The following is an 18,652-nucleotide window of genomic DNA, read 5'->3' as shown; positions in this document are numbered from 1 at the left end:
GGCTCGATAGTACTTGTCACGTAGTACGGGGCACGTACTGTGGGTGCGTATGCGGGACGTGTTCTGCGGGACGTGTACTGCGGTGCTGTGGTGCCGCTGGCGCAACGCGGCCGGCGGCCCGCCCGGGGAAGATCCTCGGGCGGGCCGCCGGTGTGAGTCGCCGGTGTGGCGGTGGTGGGGCCGTCGGGCCTCAGCTGACGGCGTACGCGTTGTACACCGTCGTGGTCGAGCTGTCGCCGTGGGTGTCGGTGACCGTCGAGCGCAGGCCGACGCGGCCGGAGGACGGGTTGTGGACGGCGATGGTCCACCTGCCGCCGGACAGCTTCGCGGCGGTGGCGTGCCAGGTCGTGCCGTTGTCCGTGGTGTACCAGGCCCGCACGGACTTCACACTGTCCGACAGCTGCTGGATCGTGCCGTCGCCCGTGCCGGTGCGCTGCATGCCCAGGGCGACGGTCGTGGTCGAACCGGGGGCCGCCTGGTTCCTGGAGTTCAGCGCGTAGGGCCAGAACCGGGTGATGTAGTCCCGGATCTGCTGGTTCTTGCCGGGGTCCGCGTAGAAGGTCAGGCTCAGGCTGGCCGTGGTCGACAGCGAACCGGACGGCAGGCTGCGCCGACCGTTTTCGTACAGCGTGTACCAGCCCGCACCGGGGAGCACCGGCTGCCCGTCGATCTCCTGCCCGCGGCCGTACGATTGCGAGTAGAGCGTCTTGCCCGCGTGGGTCAGCCGCACGCTGCCGCTCGCCAGTGTCCCGCCGGCGGACAGGGCCGGGTCGGCGAACATGTTGATGGACCCGAGATACAGCTGCTTGTACCAGGTGTAGGGCAGCCGCCCGCCGGGTCCCCAGACCGCGTGACCGAGGGTCAGCGAGGTCGTCGTGCCCGCCGCGTAGCTGTGGAACCCGTCGAAGATGAAGTCGTTGGCATCCTGGCCCACCTGCCACTGCCCGGCCGGGAGGTGGGCGGTGAAGGAGTTGGGCAGCTCACGCTGGAACTGGAGCGAGTTCGTGGACATCGAGCAGCTGTCGGTGCTCGTCGTCGCCTGGTAGTCGAACATGAATCGCGCCTGTCCGCTGTCAGGGCCCGAACGGGCGGACACCTTGAGGGCGGCCAGCCCGGACTGCTTGAGCGTCGCAGACACTCCGGACGGCACACCGCCCGTGTGCGTCGCGGACGCCACCCAGAAGTCCCCGCCGGTCGCCGACCGCGGCTGGTACGTGGTGCCGTAGGACAGCTCGTACGCCTTGCTGCTCGACGGGATGACGTACATCTCGCCCGCCGGCGCCGACGTGCCCATGTTGGCGGGCCCGTTGTCGGAGGCGCAGACGTACGCGCTGACCGTCTGGTCGTATCCGCTGCCCGGGTTCGGGCTGAGCGAGACCTTGACCGCGCGGCCCTGCCGGGCGTCGAACGTGGTCTTCGTGGTCCCGGAGACGGTCACATTGTGCCCGCCGACCGTGGCGCCCTCGTCCTGGGCGTCGCGGATGGACGTGACGAGCTCGTAGCTGCCGGCGGGCAGTGACGTCGCCTTGTTGCTGTCGATGAAGCGGAAGTCGTTCGTCTTCGTGTTGTAGACCGCCACCTGGGCGTACACCGGCTTGCCGGCCCGGTCCAACGTCGTGACGGTGAGTGATCCGCCCGCGGCCGACGCCGTTGGAGCACCGGCCAGAAGAAGCGGCCCGAGCGCGATGACGACACTCGCTGCCGCTGTGGTTCGCCGCATCAAACCCCCCAATAGGTACGCGACAAAAGCGAGTCACCGTAGCGCACGGGCGACGCGTACACATCACCGGCCCCTCACGGGGCCTTCACCGGCAGCTCATCGACCCCTCACCGGCTCCCCACCGGCCCTTCAGGGCAGCAGCCGGCCCTCCGCCGCGGAGGCGGCCCAGGAGGCGAGGAGTCGCAGGGCGTCGTGCCCGGGTGTGCCGGGGGCGGCGCTGTAGGCGGTGAGGGTCAGGCCGGGCTGGGCGGGCAGTTCCATGGCGTCGAAGTCGAGGGTGAGGACGCCGACGGCCGGGTGATGGAAGGATTTGCGGCCGGTGTGGTGCAGGCGCACGTTGTGCTTGCCCCAGGTGATGCGGAACTCCTCGCTACGGGTGACGAGTTCGCCGATGAGTCCGGTCAGCTCGCTGTCGTGCGGGGCGCGGCCGGCCTCGGTGCGCAGCAGCGAGACGGTGGTGTTCACGGACTCCTCCCAGTCGGGGAAGAAGTCACGGCCGCGCGGATCGAGGAACTGGAAGCGGGCGATGTTGGCCGTCTTCGTGGTGCCGTCGGCGAAGAGGGGCGAGTACAGGGCGCGGCCGAGGTGATTGGTGGCCAGGATGTCCAGGCGGCCGTTGCGGATGAAGGCGGGGGAGTCGGTCATGGACCGCAGGACGCGCAGGACGCTGTCGGGCAGGGGGCCGCGGCGTCTGGCCCGGCGGGCGGGACGCTTGGCGGCGGCGCGCGCCAGGTCGAAGAGGTGGGCGCGTTCCGCTTCGTCGAGCTGGAGGGCGTTCGCCACGGCGTCGAGGACTTCCTCGGAGGCTCCGGCGAGGTGTCCGCGCTCCAGGCGGACGTAGTAGTCGATGCTGACGCCGGCGAGGAGGGCGACTTCTTCGCGGCGCAGGCCCGGCACGCGCCGGTTGCCGCCGTAGGCGGGCAGGCCGGCCTGCTGTGGTGTGATCTTGGCGCGTCGGGAGGCCAGGAACTCGCGGATGTCGCTCTCGGTGCTCACGATGTCGAGGCTAGGCCGGACGGCGTACGTATGGGGGGTTCTGTCAGTACCTGTAATGGCAGAACCTTCTCCAGCCCCTTGGCCTGCGGTTTCCTCTACGCAGAGCGTTACGGGCCGGTTCCCGGCACTCCCCCCCCGCACTTCACTGCCCCCGCACTTCTGAGAGAGACACCATGGAATTCGTCAAGCAGCAGGCCACCACCAAGGCTCCCGCGGACTGGTTCACCGGCGACGTCTGGTTCGACGTGATCTTCGCAGGCCAGGAGCCGTCCCGGATGCGTGCCAACATGGTCCGCTTCTCCCCCGGCGCCCGCACCAACTGGCACATCCACGCGCTGGGCCAGGCCCTGCACGTCGTCTCCGGCATCGCCCTGATCGGCACCCGCGACGGCACCGTGTTCGAAGCCCACCCCGGCGAGACCGTCGCCTGCCCTCCGAACGAGGAGCACTGGCACGGCGCCACCCCCGGCCGCTTCATGGAGCACATCGCCCTGTGGGAGGGCGACGAAACCACCTGGAACGAGCCGGTCACCGACGAGCAGTACAACCGCCCCCGCAGCCGCTGACCACACAGGACTTTCGATGACCACCCAGCCCCAGCAGATCGGCGGCGGACGCCGCATGCTCGGCGACTTCGCTCCGAAGCTCGCCGAGCTCACCGACGACGTCCTGTTCGAGGACGTATGGAATCGCACCGAACTGGCCGCCCGCGACCGCAGCCTGATCACCGTCGCCGTCCTCGTCGCCGGTGGTGACGCCGACCAGCTCCGCTTCCACCTCGGACGGGCGAAGGAGAACGGTGTCACCGAGACCGAGCTGATCGAGGCGATCACCCACCTCGCCTTCTACGCCGGCTGGCCCAAGGCCATGACGGCGATCACGACCGCGCAGCAGGTCTTCTCGGCCTGAGCACCTGAGGAGGTGGTGCGATCGTGAGGCGGATCCTGGTGACCGGTTCCGCGGACGGTCTTGGACGTGCCTCGGCGGATTCGCTGTTGTCCGCGGGACACGATGTGGTGGTGCACGCCCGGAACCGGAAGCGCGCGGCGGGCCTTGCCGCGCTGGTCGACCGTGGGGCGCACCTCGTGGTGGCCGACTTCACGGACCGTGACGCCGTACGGCGCGTCGCCGCCGAACTGAACGCCGCCCAACCGCTCGACGCGGTCATCCACAACGCCGGCGTGTGGAGCGGGCCGGCGGTCATGCCGGTCAACATCATCGCGCCGTACCTGCTCACGGCCCTGCTGCGCGACCCGCACCGGCTGGTGTACCTGAGCAGCAGCTCCCACTTCGGTGGGCGTCCCTCGCTCGCCGGGGTCGACTGGCGGGGCGACAGCGCGGGCTCGCACGCCGACAGCAAGCTGTTCGTCACGACCCTCGCCGCTGCGGTGGCCCGCCTGCGCCCCGGGGTGTTCAGCAACGCCGTGGATCCGGGCTGGGTGCCGACCAAGATGGGCGGCCCGGGCGCACCGGACGATCTCGAACTCGGCCATCGGACCCAGGAGTGGCTCGTCTCCAGCGACGACCCCGAGGCCCTGACGACCGGCGGGTACTGGTACCACCACCAGCGGCAGCAGCCGCACCGCGCCGTCCACGACGAGACGTTCCAGGACCGCCTCCTGCAGACGCTGGCCGAGGAGACGGGCACGGCTTTCTGATGCGATGTCCGGCTTGCAACGGATCCCCGGTGAGATCGTGCCCGCTGACTGTCGGACCACGTGACCGCCGTCCACGGTTGGGCGGCTCTGGATGCCGGTGTCGTTGCAGGCCATGTCGAGGCGGCCGAATGTCTCCACGGTCCGGTCGACCGCGGCGGCGACCTGCCGTTCGTCACTGATGTCGCAGGTGGGGTTCATCCGTGTGCTCCCCTCGGGCGGTGCGGTGGGGTGGGCCTTTCAGAAGGTGAGCACCAAGCGTCCCCGGAGGCCGCCCGCCTCCAGGAGCCGGTGTGCTTCGGCGGCGTGTTCGGCAGGCAGGGTGCGGGCGACCCGCGGGGTGAGCCTGCCGTCCTCGGCCAGCTGCCGGAGGCGGTCGAGCTTGGCCTGCTCGCGTGCGTACTGCGGCACGAACGTGTGCCGGGTCACGATGCCGCGGTCTTCGGGCACCTGGACGCCGCCGGCCGACGACGCCACCCGGCCGCCGTCGCGCACCGCGCGGACGGCGACCCCGGCGACGCCCGCGGTGTCGACGAGTCCGTCGACCCCCTCGGGCAGCTCCCCCCGCACCAGCTCCGGGAACGCGGTTCCGCGAGGCAGTACGACGTCGGCGCCCAGGGCCTTCACCAGGTGCTCGTCCTTCGGTGCCGCGTCGGCGATCACCCGGAAGCCGTCCGCCTTGGCCAGCTGGACGGCGTAGCCGCCGACCGCACCGGCCGCCCCGGTGACCGCCACGGTGGCACCCGTGGAGAGTTCGAGCAGGTCCAGTGCCATAAGGGCGGTCAGGCCGTTCATGGGCAGCGTGGCGGCTTCGACGCCGGTGGTGCCTGCCGGGACGCGGACCACCGACTCGGCGGGGACGACCAGGTGCTCCGCGTACGCTCCGCGCGTTCCGGAGACGACCGCGACGGCCATGACGTGATCGCCGACGCTGAGACCGGTGCCGGCTCCCTCACCGATCTGCTCGACCACACCGGCCGCGTCCATCCCCGGAACGTAGGGCGGCTCGGCGTCGGAGACGAAGGCGATTCCCCGGCGGACCAGCGTGTCGACCGGGTTGACCGCCGCCGCGTGCACCCGGATGCGGACCTCGCCCGGCCCGGCCTCGGGAAGCGGAAGGTCCAGGACACGGAGCACTTCGGGCCCGCCGAATTCCGTCAGTCCCACGGCTTTCATGGAAAGGCTCACTCCTGAGATGTCTGGCGCGGCCGGCTTTCGCCCGCGCCGCGATGGGTTCACTCCACCGTCACGACTCCGGACAGGCGGACCTCGTCGTTGCCGAGGGCGGCCTGCAGACGGGGCAGTACGGTGTCGTCGATCCGGCGTTGGTCACGGAGGCGGACGACGGTGGTGCGGTGGGGCCCCCGGCTTCGAGCGAAGCCGAGAGCTGGGGGAGGGCGGGCGGCAGCTTCGCCCAGCGCGCCGCTGCCGGCAGCAGGAGTCCTTGCGCCATCAGTGTCACGAGGATGACGCCCGAGGTGACGAAGACGATGAAGCCGCGGTCGGGGAACGGCTCGCCCGAGTCGAGTGTCTGCGGCCCCGAGAGCGCCGCCGCGAGGGAGACCGCGCCCCGGAACCCTGCCAGTCCGCTGACCACACGGGCCCGGTGACCGACCCGGAGCAGCCGCTGCCGGGGACGGCGGTCGAGCGGGCGGACCAGGTACGGATCTCCCGCAGGGAGGTGGTCAGGCTCTCCCAGTACAGCAGGACCGGCAGGAAGAGCAGCAGCACGACCTCCGGCGGCAGTTGGGCCTGCCGTACCGCCGGGACGAACCCCAGGATCACACCCGTCACGAGCAGGACGACGGGCGGGGCGATGCCGAAGCGCTGTCCGACGGCGTTGCCCACCAGCACCGCCACGCCCAGGACCACGACGAGTTCAAGACCGGGCATGCGGTACAAGCTTCAGAGTCGTGTTCCGCGACGCCACCATGGGGTCGACGTAACCGGCGCCGTAGCGGCCGTACTTGGTGCGGTAGGCGGCGTCGATACGGTCGTTGATGCCGGGGTCGGTGACCTCGGCGAAGGTGACGTCCTTGTCGACGCCGCCCGAGCGGATGTGGCCCGCGTGGCCGGCCCGGGCCGCGCGGTACCAGGAGCCGGCGCTGCCTCGGTAGGAGCGGACGTAGAGGTCGTCGCCGTCGCGGACGACCCAGATCGGCACCGGTTCACGCGGAGTCCCGTCGCGTCGCAGAGGCGCCATCTGCAGTTCGTCGGCGTGCTCGATCCGGGTCAGTTCGTCGTTCGTCCAGGTCGTCATCCGTTGTACGTCTCCTCCGAGGCGCGCCCACACGGGGCTTGGCGTGGCAGGGTCAGGGCTTCAGGAGGGTCTTGATGGCGCGACGCTCGTCCATGGCCCGGTAGCCCTCGGCGACCTGCTCCAGGGGCAGGGTGAGGTCGAAGACCTTGCCCGGGTTGATGCGGCCGTCGAGGACCCGGCCGATGAGGTCGGGCAGGTAGGCGCGCACCGGGGCCGGGCCGCCGCGCAGGCCGACGTGGGAGAAGAACAGCTCCTGGCCGTCGATCGCGACACCGTGCGGGACACCGACGAAGCCGACGTTGCCGCCGGGACGGGTGGAGTGCAGGGCCTGCTGCATGGCCTCGGGGGTGCCGACGCACTCCAGCACGCTGTCGGCGCCGACACCGTCGGTCAGTTCCTTGACGCGGGCGATGCCCTCGTCGCCGCGCGCGGTGACGATGTCGGTGGCGCCGAACTCCAGGGCGAGCTTCTGACGGTTCTCGTGCCGGCTCATCGCGATGATCCGCTCGGCGCCGAGTTCCTTGGCGGCGATCACACCGCACAGGCCGACCGCTCCGTCACCGACGACCACGGCCGTGGAGCCGGGCCTGACCTCGGCGGCCTTCGCGGCGTACCAGCCGGTTCCCATGACGTCGGAGAGCGTCAGCAGGCTGGGCAGGAGCTCATCGGCCGGGTGCTCGGCGGTGGCGACAAGTGTGCCCTGGGCGTTGGGGATGCGGACGTACTCGGCCTGGCAGGTGCCCATGAACTCGCGGTGCACACAGTTGGACGGGTAGCCCGCCAGGCAGTTCGGGCACGTGTTGTCGGAGGTGGCGAAGGAACCGATGACGAACTGGCCCGGCTTGACCGAGGTGACCTCGCTGCCGACCTCCTCGACGATGCCGACGTACTCGTGCCCCATCGGGTGCGGCTCGTCGACGGGCTCCAGACCGCGGTAGGCCCACAGGTCGGAACCGCACACGCAGGTGACGACGGTCCGGATGATCGCGTCCGTCGGCTTGATGATCTCCGGCTCGGGGACGTCCTCCACCCGGATGTCGCCGGGGGCGTGAATCACAGTTGCTCGCATCTCTCTGTTCCTGACCTGTTCTATCGGTGGGGGTGGGATATGGAATTTCCGGTGGAGGCGGCGCAGGGAATTCCGGGCAGCCGGCACACGCGACAGGGAATGCAGCCGGCACACGAGAGGGTGATATCGATGACGTACATTCAGTCGACCGGCTCCCGCTGCCCGTCTTCGCTTCGACTCTGTCACTGCTCGCAGGGTCCGTACAGAGGAGAATTCCATCCCAGGCAGGGACGTATCCAGGGACAAAATTGTCCTACCCTGTCGACTTGCCGACGGGGGCAGACTGGCCACCATGACCAGCAGTGCGCATCTCAGCGAGCTGGGTGAATTCCTCAAGGCCCGCCGGGCGGAGCTCAGCCCCCATGCGGTCGGTCTGCCCGACACCGGCGGACGCCGGCGGGTGGCCGGCCTGCGCCGGGAAGAGGTCGCCGCGCTCGCCGCCATCAGTACCGGCCACTACGCCCGCGTGGAGCGGGGCCACGTCTCTCCCTCGGCGTCCGTACTGTCGGCCCTCGTCAGGGTCCTGCGTCTGGGCGACGACCAGCGGGACCACCTGTTCGAGCTGGCCGGGCGGGACAACAGCCGGCCGCGGCGGCGGGCTCCGCAGAAGGCGGACCCGATGCTGCGCACGGTCCTGAACGAGCTCAGCCTGACCCCGGGCCTGATCCTGGGCCGGTACCTGGACATCCTGGCGTGGAACCCGATGGCCGCCGCCCTGTTCGGCACCGACTTCACGAAGGTCCCCGACACGCGGCGCAACTACATCCGGCAGCTCTTCACCGACCCGGCCATGAAGTCGCTGTACGCGGACTGGGAGAACTCCGCCCGCAACGCTGTGGCCGTGTTGCGCCTGCGGGCCGCCGCCCGTCCCGAGGACTCGGGGCTGATGGCCCTCGTGGGCGAGCTGTCGGTGCGGGACGACCAGTTCTGCCGGTGGTGGGGCGGCCGCCCTGCGGCACCTCGTACCGGTGGCGTCAAGGTGTTCGACCACCCGGTCGCCGGCGAGCTCACCCTCGACTGGGACGCCCTCACCTGCGGGGCCGACCCCGACCAGCAGCTGATCATCTGGATCGCCGAACCCGGCTCGCGTTCTCACGAAGGGCTGCGTTTCCTCTCCTCCTGGATCGCACAGTAAATAGGCATGAGATTCCGAGCATGCGCAAGGGATTGTCGACAACAGCCTGCCGCTCTGAATGCCCGCAGCCAGGGGCAAATCTTTCCTACCTTCGCACCGGAAATCCGTGCCACGCTTCAAGAGCACGATCCGCACCATCCTTTTCGAGGAGCAATACCCCCATGTCCTCCACTCCCCGCCCCACCGTCGCCGTCGCGTTCCATTCCGGCTACGGCCACACCGCTGTCATAGCCGAGGCCGTGGCCCGCGGTGCCGCGGCAGCCGGCGCCGATCTGGTGTCCGTCCCCGTGGACACGATCACCGACGAGCAGTGGGCGCAGCTGGACGCCGCCGACGCGATCATCTTCGGTGCCCCCACCTACATGGGCACCGCCTCCGCCGCCTTCCACACCTTCGCCGAGGCCAGCAGCAAGCGCTGGTACACCCAGACCTGGGCCGACAAGATCGCCGCCGGCTTCACCAACTCCGGTGCCAAGAACGGCGACAAGTCCTCCACCCTCGGCTACTTCTTCACCATGGCCGCCCAGCACGGCATGCACTGGGTCAGCCTCGGCATCCAGCCGGGCTGGGCATCGACGACCGGCAGCGAGAACGACATCAACCGCCTGGGCTACTTCGTCGGTGCCGGCGCCCAGACCCCGGTCGACGCCGGCCCGGACGCGGTCCACAAGTCGGACATCGCCACCGCCGAGAGCCTCGGCGCCCGCGTCGCGCGCCACACCGCCTTCTTCCTCGCCGGCCGCGCCGCCCTCGCGGCCTGAGGCAGCCGCCCGCGCGGCCTGAGACAAGCCCCCTTCCAGACTCTCAAGGAGCACTTCATGTCCGCATCCGACAACGTCGCCCTCGTCCGCCGGCTCTACGACTCCGGCATGGACCCGGCCGTAGCCGCCGAGGTCATCGCCCCCGACATCGTGTGGGACATCACCCCCGGCTTCCCCTACGGCGGCGTCTACAACGGCTGGGCGAGCGTCGGCAGCGACTTCTTCGGCCGGCTCGCGCCCGAGTTCGCCTCCTTCGGCGGGGTGGCCGAGGAGTTCTACGGCGCCGGCGGCCACGTGTTCGTCCGCGGCCACTACCACGCCGTGTCCAAGTCCGGTCAGGAGTCGGACGCGCGGTTCATCCACCTGTGGACGGTCCGCGACGGCAAGCTCACCCACTTGGTGCAGGCCGCCGACAGCCACGTCGTCCAGCAGGCCCTGATCGGCTGACCGCACTCACCCCCAGGGAGAAACCCATGGCGAAGATCCTCTTCCTCATCACCGCCGCCACCCACTGGACCCTGGCGGACGGGCACCGGCAGCCGGCCGGCTTCTGGGCCGAGGAGGCCATCGGCCCCTACGGCGTCTTCAAGGAGGCCGGCCACGAGATCGCCGCGGCCACTCCGGGCGGCGTCCCGCCGACCGCCGACGCGCTCAGCCTGACGCCGGAGTTCAACGGCGGCCCCGAGGGCGCCGAGCGGATGAAGACCGCCCTGCGCGAGGCGACCGAGCTGGCGCACCCGATGCGCATCGAGGACGTCGACATCGACGACTACGACGCCGTCTTCGTCCCCGGTGGCTGGGGCCCGATGGAGGACCTGTCCGACGACCCCGCGGCCGGCAAGCTGCTCAGCGACTGGCTCGCCTCCGGCAAGGTCGTGTCGCTGGTGTGCCACGGCCCGGCCGCGCTGCTGTCCACCGTGGACGCCGACGGCACGTCCCCGTTCGCCGGCTACCGCCTGACCGGGCTGTCCAACTCCGAGGAGATCCAGAACGGCCTCGCCGACCGGGCGAAGTGGCTGCTGCAGGACCGTCTCGTCTCGGACGTGGGCGCGGACTACCGCAAGGGCGAGGAGAACTTCGCCCCTCACACCGAGGTGGACCGCAACCTCATCACCGGCCAGAACCCCGCCTCGGCCGTCCCGCTCGCCCGGGAAGTCGTCAACGCGCTGAGCTGACCGAGGCCGGCTTCGAGGTGACGGGCCGTGCCAGGGAGGAATCTCTCCTCCTGACAACGCCGATGCCCGATGTCAGGCTGAGGGCATGAACCGTGATCCTCACCGCCACGACCTGGGGGAATTCCTCAAGGCGCGCCGCGCCGAGCTCAGCCCGGCCGCCGTCGGCCTGCCCGACGGCGGCCCGCGGCGCGTCGCGGGTCTGCGCCGTGAGGAGGTCGCCGTACTGGCGGCCATCAGCACCGACTACTACGTCCGCCTCGAACAGGGCCGTATCCAGCCGTCGCCGTCCGTGCTGGAGTCCCTGGCCCAGGTACTGCGCCTGGACGACGATCAGCGCGCGTACCTGTACGAACTCGCGGCCAAGGACGACTACCGCCCACCCCGCCGACGGCCGCGCCCCAAGGTCCAGCCGCAGTTGCAGCGCATGCTCGACGACATGGCGCACACCCCCGCGTTCGTGATCGGGCCGCGCACCGAGATCGTCGCCTGGAACGCCATGGGAGCCGCGCTGATCACCGACTTCGGGAAGATCCCCGAGAAGCAGCGGTATTACATCAGGCTGCTCATCACCGACCCCGCGATGCGCGAGCTGTACGCGGACTGGGAGGGCGTCACCCGGCTGTCCATCGCCCAGATGCGGATGCACAACGCGAACAACCCGGGAGACGCGCAGCTCGCCGCGCTGGTGGGCGAACTCTCGGTCCGGGACGACCAGTTCCGCCAGTGGTGGGCCGCCCACAACGTCGCCGTCAGGGACACCGGGACCAAGCACCTGCGCCACCCCGTCGTCGGGGACCTGTATCTCGACTGGAACGCCGTCACCTGGGCCGCCGACCCGAACCTGCAGATCATCGTCTGGACGGCCGAACCCGGCACCCCGTCCCACGACAGCCTGCGCCTCCTGGCGTCCTGGGCGGCGGACCCCAGCCACACGACCAGCAGCTCCGCCTGACCGGCCGACGGTATTCCCCTCAAAGGGGCCTTAAAGGGGGCCTCGAAGGGGCCTCGAAGGGGGGAGCCTGTTCTCCTACGCAGCCCGCACCTGGGAAAAGGCTCTCCCTTCTCCGCGTGTGGCCGCGCCTGGCACCCTCGATACGAAGCCAGCCGCGCACCCCGCCCCCTGCCGGCCGATCTCAGGTGAGGCAGCGAAACCCCTGAAGCGAGAGGTGCTCCTTCGACGGTCGGGCTCCTCCCGGCCGGTTCCTCAGCTCCGAGGCGTCCGACCTGCCTGCTCACATCAGATGCCTCGGGCTGCCGTCCCCGCCTCCTCCGCGACGGAGGCGGCCAGCACGGCCGACAGCAGGCCGGGAAACCGCTGTTCCACCTCGTCGGTGCGCAGCGTGTTCATCTTCGTCGTGCCGACGTAGTACTGCCGGATCACACCTGCGTCGCGCAGCACGTTGAAGTGGTGCGTGAGCGTCGAGAGCGACACCGGCGCGTCGAAGGTGCCGCAGCTCTTGTCCTCACCCGCCCGGGCCAGCTGCGACACCACCATGCGCCGCACCGGATCCACCAGAGCCTCCAGGACCTCCTGCAGCGAAACCTCCGACAGGTCGGGGTGCTCCACTGTCCGGGCGGCGGTGCGGGGGCGGGCCACGGTGACTCCTTGGGACGGCATCGATGCGGTCAGGCCATAGTACGACCGCCATCGAAACCGGGCTGGCCTCCAAGATCCATCGCGTCGGTGTGCCTGCCCTCAAGTACCTCACCGGGTCGGGTTGGGGCGGCGCGCGTCGAGCCTCGCCGGTGCAGGTGATCAGGGTGGGGCCGAGTCGGACGTTGTAGCTGTTGGGGTTGGCCTGGTCGGCGGCGAAGGGAGAGATGCGGAGGGGCCGTCATGAGCGGCTGCCGCGATCTCGGGGCCGGTGAAGGTCTTGCCCGCCGCCCACGGCACATCCGTGCCCCCAGCGAAACCAATGTGCCCTGGCCGCCTGACGGCCCCTCTCCGGCACTGAAAAGGGCGAGGCCCGAAGACCCCGCCCGATCCGCAAGAAACCTCACCTCACGGCCACACCAAGCAATAAGGCTGATGCCCCGCCTCATGCAACCGATGGCTGAAGTCCTGCCACTCGTGCAGCAACTGGTACACATTGAACGCATCCCGCGGACCCCCCCGGTCCGGGACCGTCGACCAGATGAAAGCCGCCGCGCCGACCGCTTCCTCGCCGATGCCGCGCAGGGGGTCGACGACGGTCATGGGGAGTTTGACGACCGCGTAGTCGGGGTGCAGGACGACCAGTTCGAGGGGTGGCACCTTGTGCAGGGGGACGCCCTCGATGCCGGTCAGGACCATCGCGGCCATCGTCTCCGGCTTGATCTTGGTGAACATGCCGTTCATGCCCAGCTCGTCGCCGCCGAGTTCCTCGGGACGCATCGAGATGGGAACGCGGGCCGCGGTCGCGCCGTCCGGCGCGCCGAAGTATTTGTACGTCACCCCCACCCGACCACCATTCCTGCTCCCCGCCCTGAGGCGGTCGGCCCGCCGGTCGTGCCGCTCGGGCTCGCCCGGTCCACCCTGTGTCCGATGTGCTTCGGTCGCTTCCTCCGCCTCGCGCCGGTGCCTTCCCCGCCGGGCACGTCGAGGACCCAGGTCATCAGTCCCCTCGCCCAGTCCGCCACCGCGATGCATATCTCCACCCGACTGCTTTTCTAGGACGCGTGGCCCCCGCCGCGCAACCCGATCATCGTGTCAGTGACCTCCCCCACGGCCGCCCGCCGAAACGTGCGGTGAAACACCAGTCCGCAGGATCTTCAACAGCTCATGACCACTACCACTACTACGTGCCCATGAGCTGTGTGTATCAGGTCTCAGTCTCGCAGATGCCCCGGGTCCGATCACGGTTCCGATCCGAGGCGGGCCACTCGCGGGGCGAGCCGCGGCCTACCCTGAGGAGGTCACCACGCAACCGGAGTCAGAGAAGCCGGAGAAGCCGCACGTCATGAGTGCCCTGAGCGAAACGCCCTATCCCTACGACGCGCCCGCCTCCCAGGCGCTCTTCGACCGCGCCTGCGCCGTCACGCCCGGCGGTGTGAACTCCCCGGTGCGCGCCTTCCGTGCCGTCGGCGGCACGCCCCGCTTCATGGCGTCGGGCAAGGGGGCCTACCTCACCGACGCCGACGGGCGTGAGTACGTCGACCTCGTGTGCTCCTGGGGGCCGATGATCCTCGGGCACTCGCACCCCGAGGTCCTCGCCGCCGTCCAGGAGGCCGTCGCGCGCGGTACGTCCTTCGGTACGCCCGGTGAGGGCGAGGTCGCGCTCGCCGAGGAGATCGTCGCCCGGGTCGAGCCCGTGGAGCAGGTCCGGCTGGTGAGCAGCGGGACCGAGGCGACCATGAGCGCCATCAGGCTCGCCCGCGGGTTCACCCGGCGGTCCAAGGTGATCAAGTTCGCCGGCTGTTATCACGGGCACGTGGACAGCCTTCTCGCTGCCGCCGGGTCCGGCGTCGCCACGTTCGCGCTGCCCGACACGCCCGGTGTCACCGGCGCCCAGGCCGGCGACACGATCGTGCTGCCGTACAACGATCTCGAAGCCGTGCAGGAGGCCTTCCACCGGCACCCCGGGGAGATCGCCTGCGTCATCACCGAGGCCTCGCCGGGGAACATGGGTGTCGTGCCGCCGGACCCCGGGTTCAACCAGGGGCTCCGGGACGCCTGCCACAAGAACGGCGCCCTCTACATCTCCGACGAGGTCATGACCGGCTTCCGGACCAGCCGGGCCGGGTGGTACGGGATCGACGGGGTCAAGCCCGACCTGATGACCTTCGGGAAGGTGATGGGAGGCGGATTCCCGGCCGCCGCCTTCGGGGGGCGCGCCGATGTGATGGCTCACCTCGCGCCTGCCGGGCCCGTGTACCAGGCGGGCACGCTGTCCGGTAACCCCGTCGCCACCGCCGCCGGTCTCGCCCAGCTGCGGCTGCTCGACGACGCGGCGTACGACAAGGTCAACGCCGTGTCCGCGCAGATCCAGGGTCTGGTCAGCGAGGCGCTGAGCAAGGAGGGCGTCGCGCACCGGGTGCAGAACGCCTCCAACATGTTCACCGTCTTCTTCACCGACCGTCAGGTGCGGACGTACGAGGACGCCAAGCGGCAGGAGGCCTTCCGCTTCACCGCGTTCTTCCACTCCCTCCTCGCGAACGGCGTCTACCTGCCGCCGTCCTGCTTCGAGTCCTGGTTCGTGTCCACGGCCCACGACGAGCGGGCCGTCCAGATCATCGCCGACGCCCTCCCGGCGGCGGCCCGAGCCGCTGCGGAGGCCACCGCGTGAGCACCCCCATCGACGGCAGCAAGGACGTCACCGTCGTCCACCTCATGCGGCACGGTGAGGTCGAGAACCCGACCGGGATCCTGTACGGGCGGCTGGCCGGGTACCACCTGTCCGAGCTGGGGCGGCAGATGGCCGACCGGGTCGCCGAGCATCTCGCGCCCCGCGACGTCACCTACGTCTGCGCCTCGCCGCTGGAGCGGGCCCAGGAGACGGCCACCCCGATCGCCAAGGCGCACGGGCTGGACCTGGACACCGACGAGCGGCTGATCGAGGCCGACAATGTCTTTCAAGGCAAGACGTTCGGGGTCGGGGACGGCGCGCTGCAGCGGCCCGGGAACTGGAAGCACCTCGTCAACCCGTTCCGGCCGTCCTGGGGCGAGCCGTACGTCGACCAGGTCGTGCGGATGATGGGCGCGCTGAACGCGGCCAAGGACAAGGCGCGCGGGCACGAGGCGGTGCTGGTCAGCCATCAGCTGCCGATCTGGATCGTCCGGTCCTATGTGGAGCGGCGCCGGCTGTGGCACGATCCGCGCAAGCGGCAGTGCACCCTCGCCTCCCTGACGACGTTCACCTACCTCGGCGACAAGATCGTGTCGGTCGGCTACAGCGAGCCCGCCATCGATCTGGTCCCGGCCCATCTGCGGGCCGGCGCCAAGCCGCAGAAGGGCAAGAACGCCGCTCAGGGCAAGGCCTTCGGGGCCTGACCATTTTCTGACGGTCCGTTTGACCGGGCTTGGATCGCTTTTGCCGTAACTATTGCGAAAAACATAAGAATTATCGGAACCTCCCCGATCGCTGTGCCCTCTCTGTGGGTGACCCACACCGAAGGCGCGACGAATCGGGGATCTTCCATGCGCACCGTCTCCCGGACCCTCTCCCGCCGGGGCATACTCGGCCTCGGCGCAGGCGCGGCGGCCGCCGCCACCCTTTCCGGCTGCGGGAGCAACACGTCATCCGACGGTGCCGGCGGCTCGGGCGGTTCCGACGGCGGCAAGTCCGGGCAGGGCGGCGACGCGAGCAGCGCGCCCCAGGGCAAGCTCATCGGCGACGGCTCCACGTCGTACACCGGCAAGCAGCCGCACCAGCCGGACGCTCCCCGGCCGCTGGAGGCGGGCGAGACCCCGCCGCAGTTCGTCGTCTTCTCCTGGGACGGTGCCGGCGAGGTCGGCAACGGCCTCTTCCCGCGCTTCCTGGACCTGGCCAAGGAGCACGGCGCGTCCATGACCTTCTTCCTCTCGGGGCTGTACCTGCTGCCCGAGTCGAAGCGGCGCATGTACGAGCCGCCGAACAACAAGATCGGCGCCTCCGACATCGGCTACCTCAACGACGAGCACGTCAAGGCGACGCTGACCAACATCCGCCGGGCCTGGCTCGAAGGCCACGAGATCGGCACCCACTTCAACGGGCACTTCTGCGGCGACGCCCACACCTCGGTCAAGTGGTGGACGCCCGCGCAGTGGCACAGCGAGATCAAGCAGGCCAAGTCCTTCGTCAAGAACTGGAAGACCAACACCGGCTTCACCGACATGCCGGCCCTGCCGTTCGACTACGAGAAGGAACTCGTCGGCAGCCGCACGCCCTGCCTGCTCAACCAGGAGAACCTGCTGCCGACCGCCCGTGAGCTGGGCTGGCGCTACGACGCCTCCTCGCCGGGCGGGCTGCAGATGTGGCCGGTGAAGAAGCACGGGCTGTGGGACTTCCCGCTGCAGGCGATCCCCTTCCCCGGCAGGAAGTTCCAGGTCCTCTCGATGGACTACAACATGATGTTCAACCAGTCGGCGAACTCCACCAAGGCGCCGGCCTACAACTACCCGGCCTGGCGCGAGCAGGCGGCCGGGGCGTACATCGCCGGCTTCAAGCGGGCGTACTTCTCGAACCGGGCGCCGTTCTTCATCGGCAACCACTTCGAGCACTGGAACGGCGGCATCTACATGGACGCCGTCGAGCAGGCCTTCAAGCACATCGCGCAGGCGAAGGAGAAGGGCGCCGACGTCCGGCTGGTCTCCTTCCGGCAGTTCGCCGACTGGATCGACGTCCAGAAGCCCGAGGTGCTCGCCAAGCTGCGCACGCTGGCCCCCGGACAGGCGCCGACCGGCGGCTGGAAGACCTTCCTCGCCTGACCGCCGCAGCCATGCCCCCTGCGGTGTCCCCCTGCCGGAAATGTCCCGTGTAAATACGCCCTGAAATGCGGTTTTCCGCCCGGCAGGGGGGCGCGCGAGATCGCCGGAACGGCCATGCGAAACTTTTCACATGAGTACCCGTAGCCGCGCCGCCCTGCTCAGCGCCATGGCCGCTGTGGCGGCCCTGACCCTGTCCGCGTGCGGCAAGGGCGGCACCTCCGGCGGCGGTGGCAACACCAACTTCGTCACCGGCAACAACGGCATCGCCACCGCCCCCGTGGGCAAGCGCGACGCGGCCCCGGACCTGTCCGGCACGACCATCGACGGCAAGACCCTCGACGTCGCCTCCTTCAAGGGCCAGGTCGTCGTCGTCAACGTCTGGGGCTCGTGGTGCAGCCCGTGCCGGGAAGAGGCGAAGTACTTCGCCAAGGTCTCGCAGAGTTACGCGGGCAAGGGCGTGCAGTTCGTCGGGATCAACACCCGCGACACCAGCACCACCCCTGCGGTCAACTTCGAGAAGGAACACGGCATCACCTACCCGAGCCTGTACGACCCGACGGGCAAGCTGATGCTCCGCTTCAAGAAGGGCACCCTCAACCCGCAGCTGATCCCCTCCACGCTCGTCATCGACAGGCAGGGGAAGGTCGCCGCGCGGGCCCTGGAGGCGCTCGACGACACCGCGCTGCTGAAGATGCTCCAGCCCGTCCTGACGGAGAAGTGACGTGAGCGCCCTCGTGACGCTCGCGGCGACGGGCGAGAACCAGACCGTGCTCAACGGCGCCCTGCTGATCGCGCTGCCGGTCGCCCTGCTCGGCGGACTCGTCTCCTTCTTCTCGCCCTGCGTCCTGCCGCTGGTCCCCGGCTACCTCTCCTACGTCACCGGCGTCGCCGGCACCGACCTGGCGGAGGCCAGACGGGGCCGGATGGTCGGCGGGGCCGCGCTGTTCGTGCTCGGCTTCAGCGCCGTGTTCGTCTCCGGCGGCGCGCTCTTCGGCTTCTTCGGCTCCACCCTGCAGGAGTACCAGGGCACGCTGTCCAAGGTGCTCGGCGTGCTCATGATCGCCATGGGCGTCTTCTTCATGGGCCTGATGCCCTGGCTCACCCAGCGCGAGTTCCGCTTCCACAAGCGGCCGACCGCCGGCCTGATCGGCGCGCCCGTCCTCGGTGCCCTGTTCGGCATCGGCTGGACGCCCTGCATCGGCCCGACCCTCGCGTCCGTGAACCTCCTTTCCATGAACCAGTCGAGCGCCGGACGCGGCGCGGTGCTGATGATCGCCTACTGCGTCGGCCTCGGGGTGCCCTTCGTGCTCGCCGCGGTCGCCTTCCGCAAGGCGCTCGGCGCCTTCGGCTGGGTCAAGCGCCACTATGTGTGGGTGATGCGCATCGGCGGCACGATGATGATCGCGACCGGTGTGCTGCTGCTGACCGGCGCCTGGGACAGCCTGGTCCAGCAGATGCAGACCTGGTCCACCGGCTTCACTGTGGGGATCTGATCG

21 protein-coding genes and 2 pseudogenes are annotated in these 18,652 nt (G+C 69.8%); 13 read left to right on the top strand and 10 right to left on the bottom strand.

The annotated features are described in order from the left end of the window. Positions 1 to 190: 190 nt before the first annotated feature. Together O1G22_RS18020 and O1G22_RS18015 are read right to left on the bottom strand one after the other, a co-directional pair. Entirely contained in the window at positions 191 to 1,612 is a 1,422-nt protein-coding gene (locus O1G22_RS18020; protein WP_270082279.1) for a hypothetical protein, read from the bottom strand. 237 nt (positions 1,613 to 1,849) lie between these two features. Next, complete coding sequence (locus O1G22_RS18015) at positions 1,850 to 2,716, bottom strand: helix-turn-helix transcriptional regulator (protein WP_270082278.1); 867 nt, start codon at positions 2,714 to 2,716, stop codon at positions 1,850 to 1,852. Positions 2,717 to 2,889: 173 nt separating this feature from the next. On the opposite strand from O1G22_RS18015, the gene O1G22_RS18010 reads away from it, so the two are divergent. From O1G22_RS18010 to O1G22_RS18000, 3 genes are read left to right on the top strand one after another with little or no spacing between them, the layout of a single operon-like run. After that, positions 2,890 to 3,282 (top strand): (R)-mandelonitrile lyase, encoded by a 393-nt coding sequence (locus O1G22_RS18010; RefSeq protein ID WP_270082277.1) that lies wholly within the window; start codon positions 2,890 to 2,892, stop codon positions 3,280 to 3,282. A gap of 16 nt (positions 3,283 to 3,298) precedes the next feature. Then, positions 3,299 to 3,625, top strand: coding sequence for a carboxymuconolactone decarboxylase family protein (locus O1G22_RS18005; RefSeq protein ID WP_270082276.1), 327 nt, complete (start codon positions 3,299 to 3,301; stop codon positions 3,623 to 3,625). Positions 3,626 to 3,648: 23 nt separating this feature from the next. Beyond that, positions 3,649 to 4,374: an SDR family NAD(P)-dependent oxidoreductase gene (locus tag O1G22_RS18000; protein ID WP_270082275.1), complete on the top strand. Its 726-nt coding sequence runs from the start codon at positions 3,649 to 3,651 to the stop codon at positions 4,372 to 4,374. Positions 4,375 to 4,611: 237 nt separating this feature from the next. Here O1G22_RS18000 and O1G22_RS17990 read toward each other — a convergent pair whose 3' ends face one another. The 5 genes and pseudogenes from O1G22_RS17990 to O1G22_RS17970 form a co-directional block, all read right to left on the bottom strand. Next, positions 4,612 to 5,547 (bottom strand): NADP-dependent oxidoreductase, encoded by a 936-nt coding sequence (locus tag O1G22_RS17990; RefSeq protein WP_270082274.1) that lies wholly within the window; start codon positions 5,545 to 5,547, stop codon positions 4,612 to 4,614. A gap of 70 nt (positions 5,548 to 5,617) precedes the next feature. Then, positions 5,618 to 5,968: a hypothetical protein gene (locus tag O1G22_RS17985; protein WP_270082273.1), complete on the bottom strand. Its 351-nt coding sequence runs from the start codon at positions 5,966 to 5,968 to the stop codon at positions 5,618 to 5,620. 122 nt (positions 5,969 to 6,090) lie between these two features. Further along, positions 6,091 to 6,264: pseudogene (locus O1G22_RS17980) on the bottom strand (Na+/H+ antiporter); the annotation flags it as partial. After that, positions 6,251 to 6,631 carry a DUF2255 family protein gene (locus tag O1G22_RS17975; RefSeq protein ID WP_270082272.1) on the bottom strand — a complete coding sequence of 127 codons (381 nt, stop codon included), beginning with the start codon at positions 6,629 to 6,631 and terminating at the stop codon, positions 6,251 to 6,253. The gene O1G22_RS17975 and the pseudogene O1G22_RS17980, both read right to left, overlap by 14 nt. 52 nt (positions 6,632 to 6,683) lie before the next feature. Beyond that, positions 6,684 to 7,700 carry a zinc-dependent alcohol dehydrogenase family protein gene (locus O1G22_RS17970; protein ID WP_270082271.1) on the bottom strand — a complete coding sequence of 339 codons (1,017 nt, stop codon included), beginning with the start codon at positions 7,698 to 7,700 and terminating at the stop codon, positions 6,684 to 6,686. 292 nt (positions 7,701 to 7,992) lie between these two features. Here O1G22_RS17970 and O1G22_RS17965 point away from each other — a divergent pair, with 292 nt between their 5' ends. The 5 genes from O1G22_RS17965 (at position 7,993) to O1G22_RS17945 (ending at position 11,723) form a co-directional block, all read left to right on the top strand. Then, positions 7,993 to 8,835, top strand: a complete 843-nt coding sequence (locus tag O1G22_RS17965; protein ID WP_270082270.1) for a helix-turn-helix domain-containing protein — start codon at positions 7,993 to 7,995, stop codon at positions 8,833 to 8,835. Positions 8,836 to 8,996: 161 nt separating this feature from the next. Then, on the top strand, positions 8,997 to 9,596 hold the full coding sequence (locus O1G22_RS17960; RefSeq protein WP_270082269.1) for a flavodoxin family protein: 600 nt from the start codon (positions 8,997 to 8,999) through the stop codon (positions 9,594 to 9,596). 57 nt (positions 9,597 to 9,653) lie between these two features. After that, entirely contained in the window at positions 9,654 to 10,043 is a 390-nt protein-coding gene (locus O1G22_RS17955; RefSeq protein WP_270082268.1) for a nuclear transport factor 2 family protein, read from the top strand. 26 nt (positions 10,044 to 10,069) lie between these two features. Beyond that, entirely contained in the window at positions 10,070 to 10,771 is a 702-nt protein-coding gene (locus O1G22_RS17950; RefSeq protein ID WP_270082267.1) for a type 1 glutamine amidotransferase domain-containing protein, read from the top strand. Positions 10,772 to 10,856: 85 nt separating this feature from the next. After that, entirely contained in the window at positions 10,857 to 11,723 is an 867-nt protein-coding gene (locus tag O1G22_RS17945; protein ID WP_270082266.1) for a helix-turn-helix transcriptional regulator, read from the top strand. 285 nt (positions 11,724 to 12,008) lie between these two features. On the opposite strand, the gene O1G22_RS17940 is transcribed toward O1G22_RS17945, so the two are convergent. The 3 genes and pseudogenes from O1G22_RS17940 to O1G22_RS17935 all read right to left on the bottom strand — a co-directional run bounded on the left by O1G22_RS17940 (position 12,009) and on the right by O1G22_RS17935 (position 13,400). Beyond that, complete coding sequence (locus tag O1G22_RS17940) at positions 12,009 to 12,368, bottom strand: ArsR/SmtB family transcription factor (RefSeq protein ID WP_428986374.1); 360 nt, start codon at positions 12,366 to 12,368, stop codon at positions 12,009 to 12,011. 114 nt (positions 12,369 to 12,482) lie between these two features. After that, positions 12,483 to 12,665 (bottom strand): annotated as a pseudogene (locus O1G22_RS44890) (hypothetical protein); the annotation flags it as partial. 108 nt (positions 12,666 to 12,773) lie between these two features. Then, entirely contained in the window at positions 12,774 to 13,400 is a 627-nt protein-coding gene (locus O1G22_RS17935) for a hypothetical protein (RefSeq protein ID WP_225100566.1), read from the bottom strand. 319 nt (positions 13,401 to 13,719) lie between these two features. On the opposite strand from O1G22_RS17935, the gene hemL reads away from it, so the two are divergent. The 5 genes from hemL to O1G22_RS17910 all read left to right on the top strand — a co-directional run bounded on the left by hemL (position 13,720) and on the right by O1G22_RS17910 (position 18,649). Continuing rightward, entirely contained in the window at positions 13,720 to 15,036 is a 1,317-nt protein-coding gene (gene hemL / locus O1G22_RS17930) for a glutamate-1-semialdehyde 2,1-aminomutase (protein WP_270086449.1), read from the top strand. A 44-nt stretch (positions 15,037 to 15,080) separates the two neighbouring features. Then, positions 15,081 to 15,740 carry a histidine phosphatase family protein gene (locus O1G22_RS17925; protein WP_225100586.1) on the top strand — a complete coding sequence of 220 codons (660 nt, stop codon included), beginning with the start codon at positions 15,081 to 15,083 and terminating at the stop codon, positions 15,738 to 15,740. A 147-nt stretch (positions 15,741 to 15,887) separates the two neighbouring features. Continuing rightward, positions 15,888 to 17,156 carry a polysaccharide deacetylase family protein gene (locus O1G22_RS17920; RefSeq protein WP_270082264.1) on the top strand — a complete coding sequence of 423 codons (1,269 nt, stop codon included), beginning with the start codon at positions 15,888 to 15,890 and terminating at the stop codon, positions 17,154 to 17,156. 130 nt (positions 17,157 to 17,286) lie between these two features. Further along, complete coding sequence (locus O1G22_RS17915) at positions 17,287 to 17,877, top strand: TlpA family protein disulfide reductase (protein WP_270082263.1); 591 nt, start codon at positions 17,287 to 17,289, stop codon at positions 17,875 to 17,877. Position 17,878: 1 nt separating this feature from the next. Continuing rightward, positions 17,879 to 18,649 carry a cytochrome c biogenesis CcdA family protein gene (locus tag O1G22_RS17910; RefSeq protein WP_270082262.1) on the top strand — a complete coding sequence of 257 codons (771 nt, stop codon included), beginning with the start codon at positions 17,879 to 17,881 and terminating at the stop codon, positions 18,647 to 18,649. The last annotated feature ends 3 nt before the right edge of the window (positions 18,650 to 18,652 follow it).

It is taken from the genome of Streptomyces camelliae (assembly GCF_027625935.1).
Classification (GTDB): Bacteria; Actinomycetota; Actinomycetes; order Streptomycetales; family Streptomycetaceae; genus Streptomyces; species Streptomyces camelliae.
This window is presented reverse-complemented; position numbering and strand designations above follow the sequence as displayed.

What these genes read in the sequence shown, in the direction of transcription:
- O1G22_RS18010 (WP_270082277.1), top strand. Translation starts at nt 2,890, where the DNA reads ATGGAATTCGTCAAGCAGCAGGCCACCACCAAGGCTCCCGCGGACTGG.
- O1G22_RS18005 (WP_270082276.1), top strand. Translation starts at nt 3,299, where the DNA reads ATGACCACCCAGCCCCAGCAGATCGGCGGCGGACGCCGCATGCTCGGC.
- O1G22_RS17990 (WP_270082274.1), bottom strand. Translation starts at nt 5,547, where the DNA reads ATGAAAGCCGTGGGACTGACGGAATTCGGCGGGCCCGAAGTGCTCCGT.
- O1G22_RS17975 (WP_270082272.1), bottom strand. Translation starts at nt 6,631, where the DNA reads ATGACGACCTGGACGAACGACGAACTGACCCGGATCGAGCACGCCGAC.
- O1G22_RS17970 (WP_270082271.1), bottom strand. Translation starts at nt 7,700, where the DNA reads ATGCGAGCAACTGTGATTCACGCCCCCGGCGACATCCGGGTGGAGGAC.
- O1G22_RS17965 (WP_270082270.1), top strand. Translation starts at nt 7,993, where the DNA reads ATGACCAGCAGTGCGCATCTCAGCGAGCTGGGTGAATTCCTCAAGGCC.
- O1G22_RS17960 (WP_270082269.1), top strand. Translation starts at nt 8,997, where the DNA reads ATGTCCTCCACTCCCCGCCCCACCGTCGCCGTCGCGTTCCATTCCGGC.
- O1G22_RS17955 (WP_270082268.1), top strand. Translation starts at nt 9,654, where the DNA reads ATGTCCGCATCCGACAACGTCGCCCTCGTCCGCCGGCTCTACGACTCC.
- O1G22_RS17950 (WP_270082267.1), top strand. Translation starts at nt 10,070, where the DNA reads ATGGCGAAGATCCTCTTCCTCATCACCGCCGCCACCCACTGGACCCTG.
- O1G22_RS17945 (WP_270082266.1), top strand. Translation starts at nt 10,857, where the DNA reads ATGAACCGTGATCCTCACCGCCACGACCTGGGGGAATTCCTCAAGGCG.
- O1G22_RS17935 (WP_225100566.1), bottom strand. Translation starts at nt 13,400, where the DNA reads ATGCATCGCGGTGGCGGACTGGGCGAGGGGACTGATGACCTGGGTCCT.
- O1G22_RS17925 (WP_225100586.1), top strand. Translation starts at nt 15,081, where the DNA reads ATGCGGCACGGTGAGGTCGAGAACCCGACCGGGATCCTGTACGGGCGG.
- O1G22_RS17920 (WP_270082264.1), top strand. Translation starts at nt 15,888, where the DNA reads ATGCGCACCGTCTCCCGGACCCTCTCCCGCCGGGGCATACTCGGCCTC.
- O1G22_RS17915 (WP_270082263.1), top strand. Translation starts at nt 17,287, where the DNA reads ATGAGTACCCGTAGCCGCGCCGCCCTGCTCAGCGCCATGGCCGCTGTG.